General features: G+C 69.9%; 17 protein-coding genes. 3 read left to right on the plus strand and 14 right to left on the minus strand.

Annotated elements, in window-relative coordinates; translation table 11 throughout:
* Positions 1 to 53: 53 nt before the first annotated feature.
* Entirely contained in the window at positions 54 to 1,571 is a 1,518-nt protein-coding gene (gene hflX / locus FS769_RS01110) for a GTPase HflX (RefSeq protein ID WP_144828270.1), read from the minus strand.
* Positions 1,572 to 1,657: 86 nt separating this feature from the next.
* Between hflX and FS769_RS01115 the strand changes: the two genes are divergently transcribed.
* Complete coding sequence (locus tag FS769_RS01115; RefSeq protein ID WP_144828273.1) at positions 1,658 to 2,302, plus strand: class I SAM-dependent methyltransferase; 645 nt, start codon at positions 1,658 to 1,660, stop codon at positions 2,300 to 2,302.
* Between the two features lie 46 nt (positions 2,303 to 2,348).
* Here the strand turns inward: FS769_RS01115 and dapF are convergent, their stop codons facing one another.
* A complete protein-coding gene (gene dapF / locus FS769_RS01120; RefSeq protein ID WP_144828276.1) occupies positions 2,349 to 3,203 on the minus strand; it encodes a diaminopimelate epimerase in 855 nt (284 codons plus the stop codon).
* Positions 3,204 to 3,268: 65 nt separating this feature from the next.
* Between dapF and FS769_RS01125 the strand changes: the two genes are divergently transcribed.
* A complete protein-coding gene (locus FS769_RS01125; RefSeq protein ID WP_144828279.1) occupies positions 3,269 to 3,931 on the plus strand; it encodes a pentapeptide repeat-containing protein in 663 nt (220 codons plus the stop codon).
* A 12-nt stretch (positions 3,932 to 3,943) separates the two neighbouring features.
* On the opposite strand, the gene FS769_RS01130 is transcribed toward FS769_RS01125, so the two are convergent.
* From FS769_RS01130 to miaB, 3 genes are read right to left on the minus strand one after another with little or no spacing between them, the layout of a single operon-like run.
* On the minus strand, positions 3,944 to 4,393 hold the full coding sequence (locus FS769_RS01130) for a GNAT family acetyltransferase (RefSeq protein WP_144828282.1): 450 nt from the start codon (positions 4,391 to 4,393) through the stop codon (positions 3,944 to 3,946).
* On the minus strand, positions 4,390 to 5,319 hold the full coding sequence (miaA, locus tag FS769_RS01135; protein WP_144828285.1) for a tRNA (adenosine(37)-N6)-dimethylallyltransferase MiaA: 930 nt from the start codon (positions 5,317 to 5,319) through the stop codon (positions 4,390 to 4,392). The genes FS769_RS01130 and miaA overlap by 4 nt, the downstream gene beginning before the upstream one ends.
* Entirely contained in the window at positions 5,316 to 6,863 is a 1,548-nt protein-coding gene (gene miaB / locus FS769_RS01140) for a tRNA (N6-isopentenyl adenosine(37)-C2)-methylthiotransferase MiaB (protein ID WP_144828288.1), read from the minus strand. Before miaB ends, miaA begins: the two co-directional genes overlap by 4 nt.
* Before the next feature lie 264 nt (positions 6,864 to 7,127).
* Here miaB and FS769_RS01145 point away from each other — a divergent pair, with 264 nt between their 5' ends.
* On the plus strand, positions 7,128 to 9,650 hold the full coding sequence (locus FS769_RS01145) for a LuxR C-terminal-related transcriptional regulator (protein ID WP_186325373.1): 2,523 nt from the start codon (positions 7,128 to 7,130) through the stop codon (positions 9,648 to 9,650).
* Positions 9,651 to 9,824: 174 nt separating this feature from the next.
* Here FS769_RS01145 and FS769_RS01150 read toward each other — a convergent pair whose 3' ends face one another.
* From FS769_RS01150 to FS769_RS01190, 9 genes are all read right to left on the minus strand, one after another.
* Positions 9,825 to 10,412, minus strand: a complete 588-nt coding sequence (locus FS769_RS01150; protein WP_260979664.1) for a regulatory protein RecX — start codon at positions 10,410 to 10,412, stop codon at positions 9,825 to 9,827.
* A gap of 197 nt (positions 10,413 to 10,609) precedes the next feature.
* Complete coding sequence (gene recA / locus FS769_RS01155; RefSeq protein ID WP_144828297.1) at positions 10,610 to 11,659, minus strand: recombinase RecA; 1,050 nt, start codon at positions 11,657 to 11,659, stop codon at positions 10,610 to 10,612.
* 269 nt (positions 11,660 to 11,928) lie between these two features.
* On the minus strand, positions 11,929 to 12,153 hold the full coding sequence (locus FS769_RS01160; RefSeq protein ID WP_144828300.1) for a DUF3046 domain-containing protein: 225 nt from the start codon (positions 12,151 to 12,153) through the stop codon (positions 11,929 to 11,931).
* A 13-nt stretch (positions 12,154 to 12,166) separates the two neighbouring features.
* A complete protein-coding gene (locus tag FS769_RS01165) occupies positions 12,167 to 12,475 on the minus strand; it encodes a helix-turn-helix domain-containing protein (RefSeq protein ID WP_055957830.1) in 309 nt (102 codons plus the stop codon).
* Between the two features lie 170 nt (positions 12,476 to 12,645).
* Positions 12,646 to 13,173: a CinA family protein gene (locus FS769_RS01170; RefSeq protein WP_144828303.1), complete on the minus strand. Its 528-nt coding sequence runs from the start codon at positions 13,171 to 13,173 to the stop codon at positions 12,646 to 12,648.
* Positions 13,170 to 13,757 (minus strand): CDP-diacylglycerol--glycerol-3-phosphate 3-phosphatidyltransferase, encoded by a 588-nt coding sequence (pgsA, locus tag FS769_RS01175; protein WP_144828306.1) that lies wholly within the window; start codon positions 13,755 to 13,757, stop codon positions 13,170 to 13,172. The genes FS769_RS01170 and pgsA overlap by 4 nt, the downstream gene beginning before the upstream one ends.
* On the minus strand, positions 13,757 to 16,495 hold the full coding sequence (locus FS769_RS01180; RefSeq protein ID WP_144828309.1) for a DNA translocase FtsK: 2,739 nt from the start codon (positions 16,493 to 16,495) through the stop codon (positions 13,757 to 13,759). Before FS769_RS01180 ends, pgsA begins: the two co-directional genes overlap by 1 nt.
* A 50-nt stretch (positions 16,496 to 16,545) precedes the next feature.
* The gene (locus FS769_RS01185) at positions 16,546 to 17,037 is read right to left on the minus strand and encodes a GNAT family N-acetyltransferase (RefSeq protein WP_144828312.1); all 492 of its coding nucleotides are present in this window, start codon (positions 17,035 to 17,037) and stop codon (positions 16,546 to 16,548) included.
* 95 nt (positions 17,038 to 17,132) lie between these two features.
* Positions 17,133 to 18,809: a ribonuclease J gene (locus FS769_RS01190; RefSeq protein ID WP_144828315.1), complete on the minus strand. Its 1,677-nt coding sequence runs from the start codon at positions 18,807 to 18,809 to the stop codon at positions 17,133 to 17,135.
* Between the last annotated feature and the right edge of the window lie 13 nt (positions 18,810 to 18,822).

Below are 18,822 nucleotides of genomic sequence, written 5' to 3' on the forward strand. Positions count from 1 at the left end.
CGACGACGGAAGGCCCCCACGCCGCAGCGAGAGGGCCTTCCGGATGCCGGTGGTCAGGCCTCGAAGGCCGACAGCTCGGCCGCGAGGCGAGCCCCCACGTGCGCGTGGATGAACGTTCCGCTCTCGCGGTGCTCCTGCGCGACGATGAGCCCGCTCTCGTGCACGGCCGAGACGAGGTCGCCGCGGTCGTACGGAACGACCGCCTGCACCTCGACGGCCGGCAGGGGCAGCGCGTCTTCGATCGCGGCCCGCAGCTCGTCGATGCCCTCACCGGTGCGCGACGACACGAACTTCGCGTTCGGTGCGAGGCCGCGCAGCACGAGACGGTCGTCTTCGCTCACCAGGTCGGCCTTGTTGAAGACGACGATCTCCTGACCGAAGTTCGCGTCGACGTCGCCCATCACGTCGCGGACCGTCATCAGCTGCGCAGCAGGGTCGGGATGCGAGGCGTCGACCACGTGCAGGATGACGTCGGCGTCGCCGACCTCCTCGAGCGTCGATCGGAACGCCTCCACCAGCTGGTGCGGCAGGTTGCGCACGAAGCCGACGGTGTCGGTCAACGTGTACACGCGACCGTCGCTCGTCTCGGAACGTCGCACCGTGGCATCCAGGGTCGCGAACAAGGCGTTCTCGACGAGCACTCCCGCGCTCGTGAGGCGATTGAGCAGGCTCGACTTCCCGGCGTTCGTGTACCCGGCGATGGCAACCGAAGGGATGGTGTGACGCTTGCGCTCGGCGCGCTTCGCCTCGCGGGCGGGGGCGAAGTCGCGAAGCTGCTTGCGCAGCAGCGCCATCTTCGTGCGGATGCGACGACGGTCGAGCTCGATCTTCGTCTCACCGGGACCACGCGATCCCATGCCGGCGCCGCCGGCGCCGACCTGTCCACCGGCCTGACGCGACATCGAGTCACCCCATCCGCGCAGGCGCGGGAGGAGGTATTCGAGTTGCGCGAGTTCGACCTGCGCCTTGCCCTCGCGGCTCTTCGCGTGCTGGCTGAAGATGTCGAGGATGACGGTGGTGCGGTCGATCACCTTGACCTTGACGACGTCTTCGAGAGCACGGCGCTGGCTGGGGGCGAGTTCGGTGTCGGCGATGACGGTGTCGGCCCCGACCGCGGCGACGATGTCGCGCAGCTCCGCGGCCTTGCCCCGACCGACATAGGTCGCGGGATCGGGGTGGGGGCGCCGCTGCAGCACGCCGTCGAGGACGACGGCTCCGGCGGTCTCGGCGAGAGCCGACAGCTCGCGCAGCGAGTTCTCGGCATCCGCCTGCTCGCCCTGCGGGTGCACGCCGACGAGCACGACGTTCTCGAGGCGCAGCTGGCGGTACTCGACCTCGGTGACGTCTTCGAGCTCGGTCGAGAGCCCGGCGACGCGACGCAGGGCGGCGCGTTCCTCACGATCCCACTGGTCGCCGTCGGCGTCGCCGCCGTACGCGGTCGTGGCGTCCTGCAGAGCCTGTGCCGCACCGAAGACCCGGACCCCGCGGTGCGCTTCGGCGCGCGAGAGCACGCGGTCCACCGGGTCAACCGGCGACGCGTCCGTGCTCGGGGGTGTGGTCTGTTCGGTCATGGGTTCCTTTCGTCGCGGGTGTTCCCGCGTGTTCTGGCACTTTATCCGGCCCAGCACCCAGGGGGCCGGTCCGATATCCTGACGTGATGGGGAGCGAGCACTACTTCAGCGCGTCGCCGTCGAGTCCCGAGCAGCTCCGCCGCATCCGCGTGACGCTTGCCGGTCGCGAACTCGAGGTGGTCACGGCGGGCGGCGTCTTCAGTCCCGACCATGTGGATGCCGGTACGTCCGTGCTCCTCGCGAACACCCCTCCCGCTCCCGCCGGCGGGAACTTCCTCGACCTGGGGTGCGGGTGGGGCCCGATCTCGCTGTCGCTGGCGCTCGCGTCACCGCACGCGACCGTGTGGGCGGTCGACGTCAACGAGCGTGCTCTCGATCTCGTGAGGCGCAATGCCGAGTCCCTCGGCATCACCAACATCAACGCGGTACGCCCCGAGGATGTTCCCGACGACGTGTCGTTCCGCACCATCCGGTCGAACCCGCCCATCCGCGTCGGCAAGAACGAACTGCACGGCATGCTCGAGCACTGGATCCCGCGCCTCTCCGAGCGCAGCGACGGGTGGTTCGTCGTGCAGCGCAATCTCGGGTCCGACTCTCTGCAGCGGTGGCTCGCCGCGACGTTCCCGACCGGCTACAGCGTGCAACGCGCCGCGACCGCCAAGGGGTTCCGCGTGCTGCGGGTGCGCAAGCACGGCTCGCCGCCGAGCGAGCTCATCGACATCGTCCCCTGACGACCCCTCGGACCGAACCGATTGGCCGGGTGGCCGGCATCCGGGTTCAGGCGAGGGCGACTTCGCCGGTGAAGACGAGGGATGCCGGGCCGGAGAGCAGGACGCGTCCGTTCGCGACGCGCACGCCGAGCGTGCCGCCCGGGGTGTCGACGACCCACGAATCCGGTGCGGCGGATCCCGCCCAGTGGCGGACGGCCAGGGCGGCCGCGGCCACGCCCGTGCCGCAGCTGAGGGTCTCTCCCACACCGCGTTCGAACACGCGCAGGCGGATCGCTCCGACACCGTCGCGCACGAGCGGGTCGGCGGGTACCACGAACTCGACGTTGGCGCCGTGCGAGGGCGAGGGATCGAGCAGCGGCTGGTAGGTCAGGTCGAGGTCCTCGAGCTCCGCGTCCGACGAGAGCGCGACCACGACGTGCGGGTTGCCCACGTCGACACCGACGCCGGGCCGTGCGACCGGGAGTCCCTTCGCGCGCACCAGCGTCTCGCCCGGCTCGATCGCGAATTCACCCAGGTCGACCTCGTAACCGCGGTCGCTGCGCGTGAGGGTCTTGATCCCCGCACGCGTGCCGATACGCAGTCCCCCGTCGAGCGAGGCGAGTCCGGTGTCGCTCAGGTACCGCGCGAAGACACGCGTGCCATTGCCGCACATCTCCGCCTTCGAGCCGTCGGCGTTGCGGTAGTCCATGAACCATTCGGCCCCGGATGCCGCGGCATCCGCCCCCTCGTCGATGGCACGCGAGCGCACCACGCGCAGCAGGCCGTCGGCGCCGATGCCGAAGTGGCGGTCGCACAGCGCGGAGATCTGCGCGTCGGAGAGGTCGAGCTCGCCGTCGGGATCGGCGACCACCACGAAGTCGTTGCCGGTGCCGTGGCCCTTGGTGAACGGGAGAGTCGCCATGCCTCCAGTCTACGGACGAGCGGCGGCTAGGCTTTCCCGGCCCTCCCCTCGTCCCAGGAGCTCTCATGCCGAAGATCCCCGCCCTCGTCGCCCCGTCGTTCGACCGGCCGCCGCTGGACGATCTCGACCAGGGCGACCCGTCGCAGCTGACGCCCCGAGCCTCCCTCGAAGGGCTGTCTTTCCGCGATCTGCGCCTCGACGAACTCGACCTCGAGAGCGCCGACCTCGCGCTGTGCCGCGTCGTCGGCGTTCGCGCCCCCGAGGTCTCACTGCGGTACGCGAACGTGACGGAATCGGCCTGGAGCGGCTGGGACGTCCCCATCCTGCGCGCGGCGCGGGCGAGCTGGCGCGATCTCGAGATCGAGGGCACCCGCTCGGGGTCGGTCGAGGCCTACGAATCGACGTGGAACGGCGTGCACTTCGTCAACTGCCGCCTCGGATTCGTGAACCTGCGCGGCGCCCACCTGCAGGACATCGCGTTCACCGACTGCACGATCGACGAGCTCGACCTCGGGCAGTCGAAGGTCACCCGCTTCGCCGCCCCCGGCACGCGGATCTCGCAGCTCATCGTCGAACAGTCGACCTTGCAGCACGTCGATCTGCGCGGCGCCGATCTCGAGGGTCTCACGGGGCTCTCCGCCCTGCGCGGGGCCACGATCTCGTCACTGCAGCTGCAGCAGCTCGCTCCCCTGCTGGCGGCCGATCGCGGGATCAGCGTCCGCGACTGACGGCAGCGCCCCTCAGGCCGACGACGAGGGGCCACCCGGCCCGTCGACGATGAGCCGCCGGCCCGTCGCCCAGGTGTCGAAGGGCTCGTAGCCGAGCTCGTCGTAGAAGCCGCGGGCGGCGGTGTTGTCGGGACGCACCATCAGCTGCACCTTGGGGCAGCCCATCGCCTCGAGCAGCCGTTCGGCCTCGGTCACGAGGCGACGCCCGATCCCCTGCCCGCGATGCGAGGTCGCCGCAGCGAGGTAGTACAGCCAGCCGCGGTGGCCGTCGTAGCCCGCCATGACGCTGCCGACCACCCGATCACCGTCGACCGCGACGAGGAACAGCTCCGGCTGCACGGTGAGCTTGCGACGGATATCGGCGCGCGGGTCGTTCCACGGGCGCGTAAGGCCCGCCTCCTCCCACAGGGCGACGACGGCGTCTTCGTCGGCGAGCCTGAAAGCACGGATGTCCACCGTCATGTGCGTTCCTCCGTTCCCGATGCCAGTGTGCCGGCATCCACCGTCCGCGCGTCGACCCACTCGGCCTCGGCGTAGCGCCGGAACCACGACACCTGGCGACGCGCGTAGCGGCGGGTGAGGGCCTGGGTCTCGGCGACGGCCTCGTCGCGGGTGACCTCGCCGCGGATCTGCTTCAGCGCCTGCGCGTACCCGATCGCGCGACCGGCGGTGACGCCGTGCTCGATTCCCGCGGGGATGAGCGCCTCGACCTCGGCGATGACACCCGCGGCCCACATCGCCTCCACGCGATCGTCGAGAAGACCGACCAGCTCCGCCCGATCGATCGCGGTGGCGATGATCCGGGTCTGTGGATGCCAGAACTCCGGCGCCTGGGGAAGAGCCCCTCCATGCGTCCGGCCGCCCTGCGCCAGCACCTCGAGCGCGCGCACGACGCGACGCCCGTTGCGCGGATCGATGCGCTCAGCGGCATCCGGATCCTCTTCCCGCAGGCGCGCGTAGAGCGCACCCGGGCCGCGCTCCTCCAGTTCGCGTTCCAGCGCGGTGCGCAGCGCCTCGTCGCGCGGGGGGAAACGGAAGTCCCACAGCACGCTCGAGACGTACAGCCCCGACCCGCCGACGAGGATCGCGTCGGCGCCCCGGCCGTGGATCTCGCGGATCGCCGTGCGCGCGGCATCCTGATACCAGGCCACCGCGGCCTCGTCGGTCACCTCGAGGGCGTCGAAGAGATGATGACGGATGCCGCGACGCTCTCCCTCGGGGAGCTTGGCCGTTCCGATGTCCATGCCGCGGTACAGCTGCATCGCGTCGGCGTTCACGATCTCGGCCGCGCGCCCACAAGCGGAGAGGGCTTCTGCGAGGTCGAGCGACAGCCCCGTCTTGCCGGTGCCGGTGGCGCCGACGACGGCCCAGAGGGCCGGGCCGGTCACACGCCGACGCGCAGGGTGGGGAGCCCCAGAGAGACCGCACGCGGAGCACCGGCCTCGCCCGCCGGGGCGGGGACGCCGCACGACTCCGCTTGCGAGCGGTCCCACGCATCACCCGCGCGAGTGCGGCGGATGCGCAGCGGAGCGCCGTCGGGTGCGTCGGCGAGCAGGTGGAACGGAGCCGCATGGGTCACGGTGACCGAGACCACATCGCCGGGGCGCGGCACCGCCGACCCCTTCGGCAGCTCGAAGTGCACGAGGCGGTTGTCTTCGGCGCGGCCGGTGAGGCGGTGCGTCTCGGCATCCTTCTTGCCCTCGCCCGCGGACACGAGCACCTCGAGGGTGCGACCGAGCTGCTTCCGGTTCTCTTCCGCCGCGATCCGGTCCTGCAGAGCGGTCAGTCGCTCGTAGCGCTCCTGCACGACGGCCTTGGGCACCTGGTCGGCCATCGTCGCCGCGGGAGTCCCCTCGCGGATCGAGTACTGGAACGTGAAAGCGCTCGAGAAACGCGAGGCCTCGACGACCCGCAGGGTCTCTTGGAAGTCCTCCTCGGTCTCGCCGGGGAAACCGACGATGATGTCGGTCGTGATCGCGGCGTTCGGGATGCGCTCGCGCACCCGATCGAGGATGCCGAGGAACTTCTCGCTGCGGTAGGAGCGGCGCATCGCCTTGAGGATGCGGTCGGAGCCCGACTGCAGGGGCATGTGCAGCTGCGGCATGACGGCCGGGGTCTCGGCCATCGCGGCGATCACGTCGTCGGTGAAAGCGGCGGGGTGGGGGCTCGTGAAGCGGATGCGCTCGAGTCCCTCGACCTCGCCCGCGGCGCGCAGCAGCTTGCCGAACGCGAGACGGTCGCCGAACTCGACGCCGTACGAGTTCACGTTCTGGCCGAGGAGGGTGACCTCGATCGCCCCGTCGTCGACGAGCAGGCGGATCTCGTTCAGGATGTCGCCGGGGCGGCGGTCTTTCTCCTTGCCGCGCAGGCTGGGCACGATGCAGAACGTGCACGTGTTGTTGCATCCCACCGAGATCGAGACCCATCCGCTGTGAATCGAGTCGCGCTTGGTCGGGAGGGTGGAGGGGAAGATCTCGAGCGACTCGAGGATCTCGAGCTCGGCTTCGCCGTTGTGACGCGCGCGCTCGAGCATGCCGGGCAGCGAGCCCATGTTGTGGGTGCCGAACACCACATCGACCCACGGGGCCTTCTGCTGGACGGCGTCCTTGTCCATCTGTGCCAGGCACCCGCCGACGGCGATCTGCATGCCGGCGCGCGAGTCCTTGCGCGACTTCAGATGGCCGAGCGTTCCGTAGAGCTTGCCGGCGGCGTTGTCGCGCACGGCGCACGTGTTGATGACGACGACATCGGCTTCGGCGCCGGCATCGGCCCGGACGTATCCGGCGCTCTCGAGCGAGCCCGACAGTCGCTCGGAATCGTGCACGTTCATCTGGCACCCGAAGGTGCGCACTTCGTAGGTACGGGGCCCAGCCGCACCCTGTGCGGCGGCGGACGGCGCGATCAGAGTCGGGGTCGAAACGGGGGTGGTCATGATGGAGGCAAGTCTAAACGCCGCCTCCACCGGGCCGTTCGAGCCGCGGTCATAGGAATCACCTAAGTAGCCCTCTCAGTAGTTTTCGGCGGAAACCGGCAGTGCGATGCGCGATCTGCACTTCCTTCTGTCGGGGGTGTCGGTAGTTTGGTGGACACGCAACGCCCGTCCGCCTGCGGGCTATCTCTGGGGGGAGTACGTATGCGGGGGGAACAGACGACGAGGTGGTCGCGCGGTCTCATCGGAGCAGACCGTGACGCTCACATGATCGCGACGCGGCTGCGGTCAGGCGGATCGACGATGGTGGCGGGCCCGCGCGGGAGCGGGCGCAGCTACCTTCTGCGGGCGGTCGCCGCCGAGCTCGAGCGCCACGGCGTGCAGGTGGTCGTGCTGCGACCATCGGCGACGCTCACCGATGTGCCCTTCGGCGTCCTCGATGCGACCGGTCACCCCGAGCTCGACGCACTGCGCACCGGCCGCCCGGCGGAGCCCGTCCGCGACGTGGTCATCCTCGACGACGTGGATGCGCTCGACACGGCCACGGCGGTCGCCCTGGCCCGCGCGGTCGCGTCGAACCGCCTCACCGCCTTGATCGGCCTGCGCACCTCGCGCGCGCGCTCGGTCGACCATCCCGACGACGCCGACGTGGTCCGTCGCGCCATGCTAGACCTGTGGCTCGACGGGTTCGCGCGTCGTGTCGATCTCCACGAGCTGAACGACGACGATGCCCTCGCGCTGATCGACCTCTTCCCCGACGCCCACCTGCTCGACAGCGCCACACGGGCAGGCCTGGTCTGGCGCGCCGACGGCTCACGCACGCTGATGCGTCATCTGGTCCTCGAGGCCACCGACGCTGCGCGCAGCGGCAAAGACCCGCTGACGGCGCTGCGCAACGTGGCCCGGCAGAGCCGCCTCGCCCTGGCCCTCGAGCGCCACGTGGCGGACATGCCCCGCACAGACCTCGAGAGCCTCGCCGGCATCCGCCGCCTGCGCCACCTTGAACTGTCGGTCGCCACGCGCCTGTTCGACGCGGAGAGCGTGGCAGCCCTGCTCGAGGGGGGACAGATGCACGCCGACTCGTCCGCGCACCGCCGCCTGACGGTGAACGACCTGCTGGCCGTCGAAGCGCAGCGGCAACTGGGCAGCGCGCGCGTCGACTCCCTCGTCGAAGCGGCGGGCGCGCGCATGCTCGCCGAGGCGGACGTGTGGTGGAGCCCGGCCATCGCCGTCTCGATCGCCGAGCGGTGGCACCGCCAGGGCAGCGACTCGTCGGCCGAGGGTTCCACTCCCCCGGCGATCCGCGCCCGCATCGCGCGCGATGCCGCTCGAGACGCCAACGACCGGGGCGACACCGCGCACGCCGCCGCGTACGCGCAGGCGGGTCTGAACGCGGTGGACGACCCCCTCCTGCGGCTGGAGGCCGCACTCGCGACGCGGGTCGTGGCGAAGTCGTGGCCGGATGCCGAGCATGCCGACGCCGACGCCCAGCGCCGCCTCGCGCGCTCGAGGGTCGAGAGCGAGAATTCCGACGACCCGGATGACGCCGTTCGGGGATCCTCGTGTGCCGACGCGCGGGTCGAGCGACTGCTGACCGACTCGACGCAGCTCGGCGCCGACATGGACTGGACGGGGGCGGCCGACGCCGCCACGGCCGCGATGGGCGAGACGGATGCCTCCCCGGTGCAGCACCTTCGCGCCGTCGTCGCCGCGGGGACGTCGGAGGCCGTTCGCGGGCGGTGGGCAGTCGCCCAGCGCCACTATCGCGCCACCGAACGGATCCTCGACGCGCGACCGCAGCCGGAGGGCATCGACGCGAGGGATCGCCTCGCGGCGATCATGTTCATGCTGGCCGGTCATCAGCTCGCCGGTGCCGACGGAACCCTGCTGCAGCGCCGGTTGGAACGCGAACTGGCCACGACGGCCCGCGAGGGAGAGGTGGCCGATCTCACCATCGCCGGAATCGCGGCCGCCATCTCATACACCGCCGAGGGGTCACCAGCTCGGTCGCAGCGCGAGCTGATCACGGCGGCGACCCGGAGCCCTACGCCGGTGTCGCCGACGGACGGCACCATGGTCGCGCTCGGCGTCGCCGACGAGTTGGCCATGGCGGGGGCCGTCGACGAGGCCCGGGCGATCATCGACAGCCTGAGTCCGGGCCCGGCGCCCCTGCTGCGACGCAGCATCGCGTACGTCGAGACCACGATCCTCACCGCGGAGGGGCGTCTCGACGAGGCGCGTGAGGCCGCCCGAGCGACGGCGGAGTTCTCCCGCGGCGGCACGGCTGCGGCGTTCCGCATTCGCGACCTGTTCCGCCTCATCGCCTTCTCCGCCGCCACAGCCGAGGAGATTGACGAGCTCGTGCAACTCGCGGCCGTCACCGACCTCCCGCTCTCGAGCGAAGCGGTGCGCCGTGTGTCCGCCCGGACCCCGGAAGAGGGGCAGCTCCCCGTCGACGATCTGCGCCTGCACGCCCTGTGGTCGGGCGAGGGTTCCGGAGCCGCCGGCGCGAACGACGAGTCCTCCGACTCCGTGTCGCGCTCGGCGAGCCCCGAGCACTCGGAGGAGCTCACGCCCCGCGAGCGCGAGATCGCTCTGATGGCCCACGAGGGGCTGACCAATCGCGAGATCGCCACGCGGTTGTTCTTGTCGATCCGCACCGTCGAGTCGCACGTGTATCAGGCGAGGATGAAGGTGGGGGCTGCCACCCGTCGCGAGCTGGGGCGCCTGATCGCGGAGGGGCGGAGAAGCGACGATTCCCGACTCGGGTCTCGGCCGAGCGGGCGGTGACGACCGTCCGCCGCACCGGCCGGAGCGGGCCGGTGGGCGGCTAATCCCGCCCGCTGCGGCTGACTCTCGGGACTCGGCCGAGCGGGCAGTGACGCCGGCCCGTTGCACCGAACGCTCGCGGACGCGTCGGACGCACCCCACGCTCGCCGACCACTGGTCGACGGTGCGGCGCTTCTACTCGTCGGGGGTGAAGCGCACACCCGGCATCGGACGCGGACCGGGTCGAGAACGCCCCGCCCCGATCCCGACCTCACGCAGCGCGGTCCGTGCCGCCGTGAGAGCCACAGATGACGGATAGCCGCGCCGAGCGAGCTGGCCGGCCAGGCGCCGGAGCGACGCCTCGTCGTCTTTGCCACCGACGGACCGCGCCTTCGACCGGGCGAACTCCAGCGCACGCTCGGCGTCGTCGTCGGGAAGAGCCTCGAGGGCCATGTCGGCCACGTCTCGCGGGATCCCTCGCTTGCGCAGGGTCTCGGCGACTGCGCGGCGCCCCTCGCCCCGACGTTCGACGGCCGACATCACCAGTTGATCGGCGAAGGCGGCGTCGTCGAGGTAGCCGAGGTCGACGAAGTGCTCGATGGCCTCTTCGATCACGATCTCGTCTGCCCCCTCGACACCGCGCAGCACGGTGCGCGCTTCGGCGAGAGAGAGGGAGCGGGATCGGAGCTTGCGCAGCAGCGCGGCCTCCGCCCTCTCGCGCATCTCGTCATCCGTCTCGACGGATTCGCCGGGTTCGTCAGAGGAGTCGGCGATGTCGGACACGTCAAGGAACGGGCGACCGACCGACACCCCTGACGGTTGATCCCGAACGTCGTCACGCTGCGATGAGCGCGCAACAACGGGGCCGGAACCCTGCGCCGACGCACTGCGGGAACCACCGAACAGGGGAATGACGGGAGCGAGGTCGTCGCCGGTCGCACTGGACGGGCGACGACCCCCGCTTCGCTGATCGTCGGTCATCAGGCCGGGCGGCGTGCAGCCAGCTCGTCTTCCGTCTCGGTGACGGCCGGAACCCCACCGATACCCATCTTGGTCTTGATCTTGTTCTCGATCTCGGCCGCGATGTCGGGATTCTTGATGAGGAAGTTACGCGCGTTCTCTTTACCCTGACCGAGCTGTTCGCCCTCGTAGGTGTACCACGCGCCCGACTTCTTGACGATGGCGTGCTCCACGCCGAAGTCGATGAGGCTTCCTTCGCGCGAGATGCCGACGCCGTAGAGGATGTCGAACTCGGCCTGCTTGAACGGCGGTGCCATCTTGTTCTTGACGACCTTGACGCGCGTACGGTTTCCGACAGCCTCGGTGCCGTCCTTCAGCGTTTCGATACGACGGATGTCGAGGCGCACCGAAGCGTAGAACTTCAGCGCCTTTCCACCGGCGGTGGTCTCGGGCGAACCGAAGAAGACACCGATCTTCTCGCGGAGCTGGTTGATGAAGATCGCCGTCGTCTTCGTGTTGCTCAGGCCACCGGTGAGCTTTCGGAGGGCCTGCGACATCAGGCGGGCCTGCAGACCGACGTGAGAGTCACCCATCTCGCCCTTGATCTCGGCCTCGGGAACGAGCGCCGCGACCGAGTCGATGACGACGAGGTCGATCGCACCGGAGCGGATCAGCATGTCGGCGATCTCGAGCGCCTGCTCGCCCGTGTCGGGCTGCGACACCAGGAGGGCGTCGATGTCGACGCCGAGCTTCTTGGCGTACTCGGGGTCGAGAGCGTGCTCGGCGTCGATGAAGGCGGCGATACCGCCCGCGCGTTGCGCATTGGCGATCGCGTGCAGCGTCAGAGTCGTCTTTCCGGACGACTCGGGGCCGTAGATCTCGATGATGCGGCCGCGGGGAAGCCCGCCGATGCCGAGGGCGACGTCGAGGGCGACGGAACCGGTGGGGATGGTCTCGATGGGCGCGCGCTCGTCGCTGCCCAGTCGCATGACCGAGCCCTTTCCGAACTGCCGATCGATCTGGGCAAGCGCCGACTCGAGGGCCTTTTCGCGCTCTGCGGGTGAGGGCATGACGTCTTCTTTCTCTCGCGTTCCGGTCGCCTATAGGCTGTCGCGCCCCCACCGACGGTGGGATCACACGACAAGGCGTTCAGAGTGTCGTTCGACGTTGACCACGTTAGGGAGGACCTCCGACATTGACTCCGGAGACCCCTCGAAATGGGGATGAACGCGACAGAAACCCTGTTGTGAAGAAGCCTACGACGGAATCGAACGAAGATTCGATGACACGCCGACCCGAGTCGATCGAGAACCGAACACCGGCGGGTTCGGCGTGTCACTCACGAACGGCGGGGTTCGAGCCTGCCGACGCCGTAACGCCGCTCGCGGGGGACGTCCGTCTCTTCGCAGAGGGCGAGCCACACGTCGCGCGGATCGACGCCGGCGGCGAGGGCGTCCGCACTCGTCCGTCCCCCCACAGCCGACAACACGAGGTCGGTCAGAAGCGACCCTCCGCGCGCCCCGAATTCGTCGGAGACGGCGCGATCGAACTCACTGCGACGCATGGGCGGCGCCGACTCAGCGCAGCGAGAGCTCGGGCTCGACCGACGCGACGAGTTCGTCGGGAACCACGTCGGGGAAGGTCTGCAGGCCTTCGAGAACCGAGAGACGGTCGCCGACCTGACGCATGATGGTGGAGATCGGAACATCGAGCGCTTCGGCGACGGAGGCGAGGATCTCGCTCGACGCCTCCTTCTGGCCGCGCTCGACCTCGCTGAGGTAGCCCAGAGCAACACTCGCCCGACTGGCGACCTGGCGGAGGGTGCGCCCCTTCTGCTGGCGGAGGTCACGCAGGACTTCGCCGATCTCTTGACGAACCAGGATCATTTGGGGGCCCTCCTCACTGCTGATTCCGTCGCTGTCCGACTGGACAACTGAAAAACACCGTGTGGTCACCCTAACGCCGCGCGCTGTGGACAGGATGGGAATCGCTCAACGAAACCGCGATGTGACATCATTTGTTCCCCGCATTCCGCGCGGTTTCCGTGATGCCCGTTTCAGAGGGCCGCCAACGCCCGGCGGACGGCCAGATGAGCCGTCTCGCGGCGGATGCGATCCCGATCTCCGGCGATGACGAGCGAGTCGACCCGGGTGCCGAGCGGCGTCGACACCGCGATGTGCACGGTGCCGACCGGCTGGCCGTCTTGCTCGTCGGGACCTGCCACCCCCGTGGTCGCGATGCCGACGTCGGCGGCGACGCCGTCACGGCCCAGCGCATCGCGCACGCCCCGAGCCATCTGCCGCGCCACGCGCGGATGTACCGCCCCGTGCGCGTCGAGCAGGGCCTGATCGACGCCGAGCACCCCGTGCTTCAGATCCGTGGCGTACGCGACCACTCCCCCGCGGACGACGCGGGAGGCACCGGGGACATCGACCAGCGACGAGACGACGAGCCCACCGGTCAGCGACTCGGCGACCGCGACGGTCCACCCGAGCTCGGCCAGCCGGTCGAGCAGCAGCGAGGCGCTCTCGAACGGCGTCCGCACGACGGTCTCGTCGAGATCGTCGGGAACCCCGTCGATCATCGCGTGCCGCGCCGCTGACGCGCGGCGCGCACCTCGGTCACGACGTAGTCGATTCCGGAAGCGATGGTCAGCAGGACGGCGATCGTCATGGTGATGACGCCGGCCCACCACACGACGCCCTGCCACACGGCGGAATCGGAGAAGGTCGCGAACGGGATCAGCGCGATCGACAGCGCGACGGCCTGGAACACCGTCTTGAGCTTGCCCATCCACGCTGCGGCGAGAACGTGATCGCTGACGACGATGAAGCGGTACACGGTGATGCCGATCTCGCGCACGAGCACGACGATCGTGATCCACCACGGCAGTTCGCCGAGGATCGAGAGCCCGACGAACGCGAGCCCCGTCAACGCCTTGTCGGCGATCGGGTCGAGCAGCTTGCCCAGGTCGCTGACGATGTTGTACTTGCGGGCGATGTAGCCGTCGATGCCGTCGGTCGCGATGGCGACGATGAACAGGATCGCCGCGGCCCACCGTAGACCGCCGTCGGCGCCCGCGTCGGCGAGGAGCAACCACAGGAAGATCGGCGCGCAGATGATGCGCGCGATCGTGATGGCGTTGGGAAGTTGCGGGTGAACGGCCATCAGTCGCGTCCTGTCAGCTGCCAGGCGTCTTCGTTGCCCTCGTCGTCGTCGGCGTTCACGACGGGGAGACCCTCGAATTGCGCCTCGATCGGATCTTCACCGTATCGGTCGTCGTCGCTCGCCGCAGGGGCGGCCGGGGGCGCATCGTCGCCGCGCAGACGCGCCATGACGGCGGGCAACTGCTCGTTGGTCACCAGCACGTCGCGCGCCTTGGAGCCTTCGGAGGGCCCGACGATCTCGCGGGACTCGAGGAGGTCCATGAGTCGGCCGGCCTTGGCGAACCCCACGCGGAGCTTGCGCTGCAGCATCGAGGTCGACCCGAACTGCGTCGACACGACCAGCTCGGCGGCGGCGAGCAGCAACTCGAGGTCGTCGCCGATGTCGGCGTCGATCTCTTTCTTCTCGGCCGTCGCCTGCACGTCGGCACGGTACTCGGGACGGGCTTGCTGGGTGACGTGAGCGACGACCTTCTCGATCTCCTGCTCGCTCACCCAGGCGCCCTGCACGCGTACGGCCTTCGAGGCGCCCATCGGCAGGAAGAGTCCGTCGCCCTGACCGATCAGGCGGTCGGCGCCGGGCTGGTCGAGGATGACGCGCGAGTCGGTGACGCTGGTCACGGCGAACGCGAGGCGCGAGGGCACGTTCGCCTTGATGAGACCGGTGACGACGTCGACCGAGGGGCGCTGCGTTGCCAGCACCAGGTGGATGCCGCTCGCGCGGGCCAGCTGGGTGATGCGGACGATCGAATCCTCGACGTCGCGCGGGGCGACCATCATGAGGTCGGCGAGCTCGTCGACGACCACCAGGAGGTAGGGGTACGGCTTGAGCACCCGCTCGCTGCCCGCCGGCAGCTTGATCTCGCCCGCCACGACCGCCTTGTTGAAGTCGTCGATGTGGCGGAAGCCGAACGAGGCGAGGTCGTCGTACCGCATGTCCATTTCTTTCACGACCCACTGCAGCGCCTCGGCGGCCTTCTTGGGGTTCGTGATGATGGGGGTGATCAGGTGCGGCACACCCGCGTAGGACGTCAGCTCGACGCGCTTGGGGTCGATGAGCACCATGCGCACGTCGGAGGGCTTCGCCCGCATGAGCAGGCTCGTGATCATCGAGTTCACGAAGCTCGACTTACCCGAACCCGTGGAACCGGCCACGAGGAGGTGGGGCATCTTCGCGAGGTTGGCCACGACGAATCCGCCGCCGACGTCTTTGCCCACGCCGATGGTCATCGGGTGCGTGGAGGTGGTCGCGGCGTCCGAGCGAAGGATGTCTCCGAGCGTGACGATCTCGCGGTCGGCGTTGGGGATCTCGACGCCGATCGCGCTCTTGCCCGGGATGGGCGCGAGGATGCGGACCTCGTTCGAGGCGACGGCGTAGGCGATGTTGTTGGTCAGCGCGGTGATGCGCTCCACCTTCACGCCCGGGCCGACCTCGATCTCGTACTGCGTCACGGTCGGGCCACGTGAGAACCCGGTGACGCGGGCGTCGACCTTGAACTGCTCCATGACGCTCTCGATGGCCTTGACCACCGCGTCGTTCGCCGCCGACCGCGCCTTCGGCGGGGTACCGGCGGCGAGGGCCGTGACAGCAGGCAGGCGGTAGTTCGCCGACGGCGGCGCCCCCGCGGAGTCGCCCCCGAGACCCGAGATGCCCGGAAGCTCCTCATCGTGCGTCTCGAGCGGGGAATCGTCGTGGAGTCCGCGACCCGACACCGCGCCGGCCAGGGCGCTGGCGTCGAAGACCTCGGTGAGGGCGTCGGGCGTCGGCGGAACGGGCGGCGGGGTGGGAGCGTGCGCGCGCGCAGGAGCGGGCTCGGGTGCGACGACCGCCGACTCGAAACCGCCCACCGGCGTGCCGGGCGACAGCAGCTCGGTGAGGTCGTCGGAACCGAGGGAACCGTCGACGTCTTCTTCACGGCCCGACTTATTGCGCCGCCACCACGGCAGCGACTTCTCGCCGGATTCTTCGTCTTCGTCGGCGGGGAGCACCTTGGTGGTCGCGGTGTCGTCGCGTTCGACGCGCTCGGCCCCGAACATCCACGCGTAGAGGTCGCCCAGGCGACGCCCGATGCGGTTCGGCGGGGTCTTGGTGAGGATGAGCACGCTCAGCACGGCCAGCAGCGACAGGGCGATGTAGGCGCCGACATCGGTGAGGACGAGCGCGAGGGGCTCTCCGACGATCCATCCGGCGATGCCGCCGGCGGGGCTCAGGACCGGCGGACCGCCGGCGCTCGGAGCGGGACGACCGCCTGCAACGTGCAAGAACCCGGAGAGCACGACGACGAACAGCCCGAAGCCGATCCCGACGCGCCCGTTGTCGTGCACCGAGGCGGGGTGACGGAAGAGCCAGCCCGCCAGCAGTAGCAGGAGCACGGGCAGGAAGAACGCCACCCGCCCGAAGAGCATGCCGAAGCTGTATGCGCTGATGAGGGTCGCGGCATCCGTTCCGATGAAGAACCACTCGACCACGGCGCCGAGGACGGCGAGGACCACCAGGAAGAAGGGGAAGCCGTCGCGGCGCTGGTCGCGCTCGAGGTTCTCGGGGCCGAACGCACGGAACATGCCGCCCACACCGTGGGCCACCGCCATCCACGCGCGCACCACCACGGCGGGCTTCTCGGGCTCGTCGACGTACCGCTTCGGCGCCGGGGCCGAGCGCTTCGGCGCGGGCGCCGCGGCCTTGGCGCGTGGCGACCCCTTCGCAGGGGCGCGACCGCCGGACGGTGAAGAGGTACGAGCCATTCCTCCACGGTAGGCCGGACCTCCGACATTCGCTCGTACCGACGCGGGGTTCAGCGCAGGCGCTTGGCCATGACGTCGCGACCGATCCCCCGGCGCACCACGGCGAATCCCTCCGATCTGTACAGCGAGACGGCGTAGTTGTCGCGCTCGACGCTGAGGCTGATGCGGGCGAAGCCCTGGCTGCGGGCATGGTCGTCGAGACGTTGGAGCAGCGCTCTGCCCGCCCCGTGCGCGCGCCAGAGCGGACGCACGCCGATGATGAGCTCCGGAACCCCCGTGCCGATCCACCCGAAGCCGGGCTCGTCGCGCGGGAACATGCGGTACCAGGCGGCCCCGACCGGCTCGCCGCTCGGCGACTCCGCGACGAAGCCCGCGTCACCCGGACGCATCCACCCCGCGACGTAGCGCCGGTGGTCGGAGCTGCTCAGCACCTCGTGCCGGGGCCGGACGGCGCCCGCGCGCCAGGTGGCGGCCTCGACCGTCATGTCGGCGAGGAAGGCGCCGTCGGAGGCGATCGCCGCGCGGATCGGGAGACCGGGCATGCCCGCATGATAGCGAGCGTCGACGCCGAGCGGGGGCCGGGAACGACGAAGCGCCGCGGGCGGACCCGCGGCGCTTCGTGAGGCGATGTCGGCGCTCAGGCCTCGATGACCATCGGAACGATCATGGGCCGGCGACGCAGCGACTGGTTGACCCAGCGGCCGATCACGCGGCGCACGACCTGCGAGAGCGCGTGGTTGTCGCGGACGCCCGACGTGGCGGCCTCGGCGAGGGCCGCGGCGATCTTCGGCTTGACGCTGTCGAAGACCTTGTCGTCCTCGGCGACGCCGCGCGCGTGGATGTCGGGGCCGGACACGATCTTGCCGGTCGCCGAATCGACGACGACGATGACCGAGATGAAGCCCTCTTCGCCGAGGATGCGGCGGTCTTTGAGATCGGCATCCGTGATCTCGCCCACCGACGAACCGTCGACGTACACGAAGCCGATGTCGACCTGCCCGACGACCTTGGCGACGCCGTCGCGCAGGTCGACGACGGTGCCGTTCTCGCCGAGGATCGTGTTCTCCTCCGGAATACCGGTCTCGCGCGCCAGCTTCGCGTTCGCCATGAGGTGGCGGTACTCGCCGTGCACCGGCAGCACGTTCTTGGGCTTGAGGATGTTGTAGCAGTACAGCAGCTCGCCGGCGGCGGCGTGCCCCGAGACGTGCACCTTGGCGTTGCCCTTGTGCACCACCGTGGCGCCCAGCTTGGTCAGCCCGTCGATCACGCGGTAGATCGCGTTCTCGTTTCCGGGGATCTGGCTGGATGCCAGGATGATCGTGTCGCCCTCGCCCGGTTCGATCGCGTGGTCGAGGTTGGCCATGCGGCTGAGCACGGCCATCGGCTCGCCCTGCGAACCGGTCGACATGTAGACGATCTTGTCGTCGGGCAGGTCGCGCGCCTTCTTGTAGTCGATGAGCACGCCGTCGGGCACGTTGAGGTAGCCGAGGTCGGCGGCGATGCCCATGTTGCGCACCATGCTGCGGCCGAGGAGCGCGACGCGGCGGCCGTTCGCGTGAGCGGCGTCGAGCACCTGCTGCACGCGGTGCACGTGGCTCGAGAAGCTCGCCACCACCACGCGGCGCGGTGCCTTGGCGATCACCTGGTCGAGCACCGGGCCGATGCCCCGCTCGGTGGGGGTGAAGCCGGGCACGTCGGCGTTGGTGGAGTCGACCAGGAACAGGTCGACGCCCTCTTCGCCGAGGCGCGCGAAGGCGCGGAGGTCGGTGATGCGGCCGTCGAGCGGAAGCTGGTCCATCTTGAAGTCGCCGGTGGCGAGCACGAGGCCCGCGGGCGTGCGGATCGCGACGGCGAGGGCGTCGGGGATGGAGTGGTTGACGGCGATGAACTCGAGGTCGAAGGGCCCGACCTTCTCGTGCTGTCCCTCTTTGACCGTCAGCGTGTAGGGACGGATGCGGTGCTCTTTGAGCTTCGCCTCGATGAGGGCGAGCGTGAGGCCCGAGCCGATGAGGGGGATGTCGCCCTTGAGCTTGAGCAGGTAGGGCACGGCGCCGATGTGATCTTCGTGGCCGTGGGTGAGCACGACGCCGACGATGTCGTCGAGGCGGTGCTTGATCGGCTCGAAGTCGGGCAGGATCAGGTCGACGCCGGGCTGGTGCTCCTCGGGGAACAGCACGCCGCAGTCGACGACGAGGAGCTTGCCCTCGTACTCGAACACGGTCATGTTGCGACCGACTTCGCCGAGGCCGCCGAGCGGGATGACGCGGAGGGTGCCGGCGGCGAGCGCGGGCGGGTCGAACGGGGTAGTGGGCATATGAGCCTCCTCG

This window comes from Microbacterium sp. BH-3-3-3 (genome assembly GCF_007679045.1).
Taxonomy (GTDB): domain Bacteria; phylum Actinomycetota; class Actinomycetes; order Actinomycetales; family Microbacteriaceae; genus Microbacterium; species Microbacterium algihabitans.

What these genes read in the sequence shown, in the direction of transcription:
- FS769_RS01180 (WP_144828309.1), bottom strand. Translation starts at nt 16,495, where the DNA reads ATGGCTCGTACCTCTTCACCGTCCGGCGGTCGCGCCCCTGCGAAGGGG.
- pgsA (WP_144828306.1), bottom strand. Translation starts at nt 13,757, where the DNA reads ATGGCCGTTCACCCGCAACTTCCCAACGCCATCACGATCGCGCGCATC.
- hflX (WP_144828270.1), bottom strand. Translation starts at nt 1,571, where the DNA reads ATGACCGAACAGACCACACCCCCGAGCACGGACGCGTCGCCGGTTGAC.
- FS769_RS01145 (WP_186325373.1), top strand. Translation starts at nt 7,128, where the DNA reads ATGATCGCGACGCGGCTGCGGTCAGGCGGATCGACGATGGTGGCGGGC.
- recA (WP_144828297.1), bottom strand. Translation starts at nt 11,659, where the DNA reads ATGCCCTCACCCGCAGAGCGCGAAAAGGCCCTCGAGTCGGCGCTTGCC.
- FS769_RS01185 (WP_144828312.1), bottom strand. Translation starts at nt 17,037, where the DNA reads ATGCCCGGTCTCCCGATCCGCGCGGCGATCGCCTCCGACGGCGCCTTC.
- dapF (WP_144828276.1), bottom strand. Translation starts at nt 3,203, where the DNA reads ATGGCGACTCTCCCGTTCACCAAGGGCCACGGCACCGGCAACGACTTC.
- FS769_RS01165 (WP_055957830.1), bottom strand. Translation starts at nt 12,475, where the DNA reads ATGATCCTGGTTCGTCAAGAGATCGGCGAAGTCCTGCGTGACCTCCGC.
- FS769_RS01170 (WP_144828303.1), bottom strand. Translation starts at nt 13,173, where the DNA reads ATGATCGACGGGGTTCCCGACGATCTCGACGAGACCGTCGTGCGGACG.
- FS769_RS01115 (WP_144828273.1), top strand. Translation starts at nt 1,658, where the DNA reads ATGGGGAGCGAGCACTACTTCAGCGCGTCGCCGTCGAGTCCCGAGCAG.
- miaB (WP_144828288.1), bottom strand. Translation starts at nt 6,863, where the DNA reads ATGACCACCCCCGTTTCGACCCCGACTCTGATCGCGCCGTCCGCCGCC.
- FS769_RS01130 (WP_144828282.1), bottom strand. Translation starts at nt 4,393, where the DNA reads ATGACGGTGGACATCCGTGCTTTCAGGCTCGCCGACGAAGACGCCGTC.
- FS769_RS01125 (WP_144828279.1), top strand. Translation starts at nt 3,269, where the DNA reads ATGCCGAAGATCCCCGCCCTCGTCGCCCCGTCGTTCGACCGGCCGCCG.
- FS769_RS01190 (WP_144828315.1), bottom strand. Translation starts at nt 18,809, where the DNA reads ATGCCCACTACCCCGTTCGACCCGCCCGCGCTCGCCGCCGGCACCCTC.
- FS769_RS01160 (WP_144828300.1), bottom strand. Translation starts at nt 12,153, where the DNA reads ATGCGTCGCAGTGAGTTCGATCGCGCCGTCTCCGACGAATTCGGGGCG.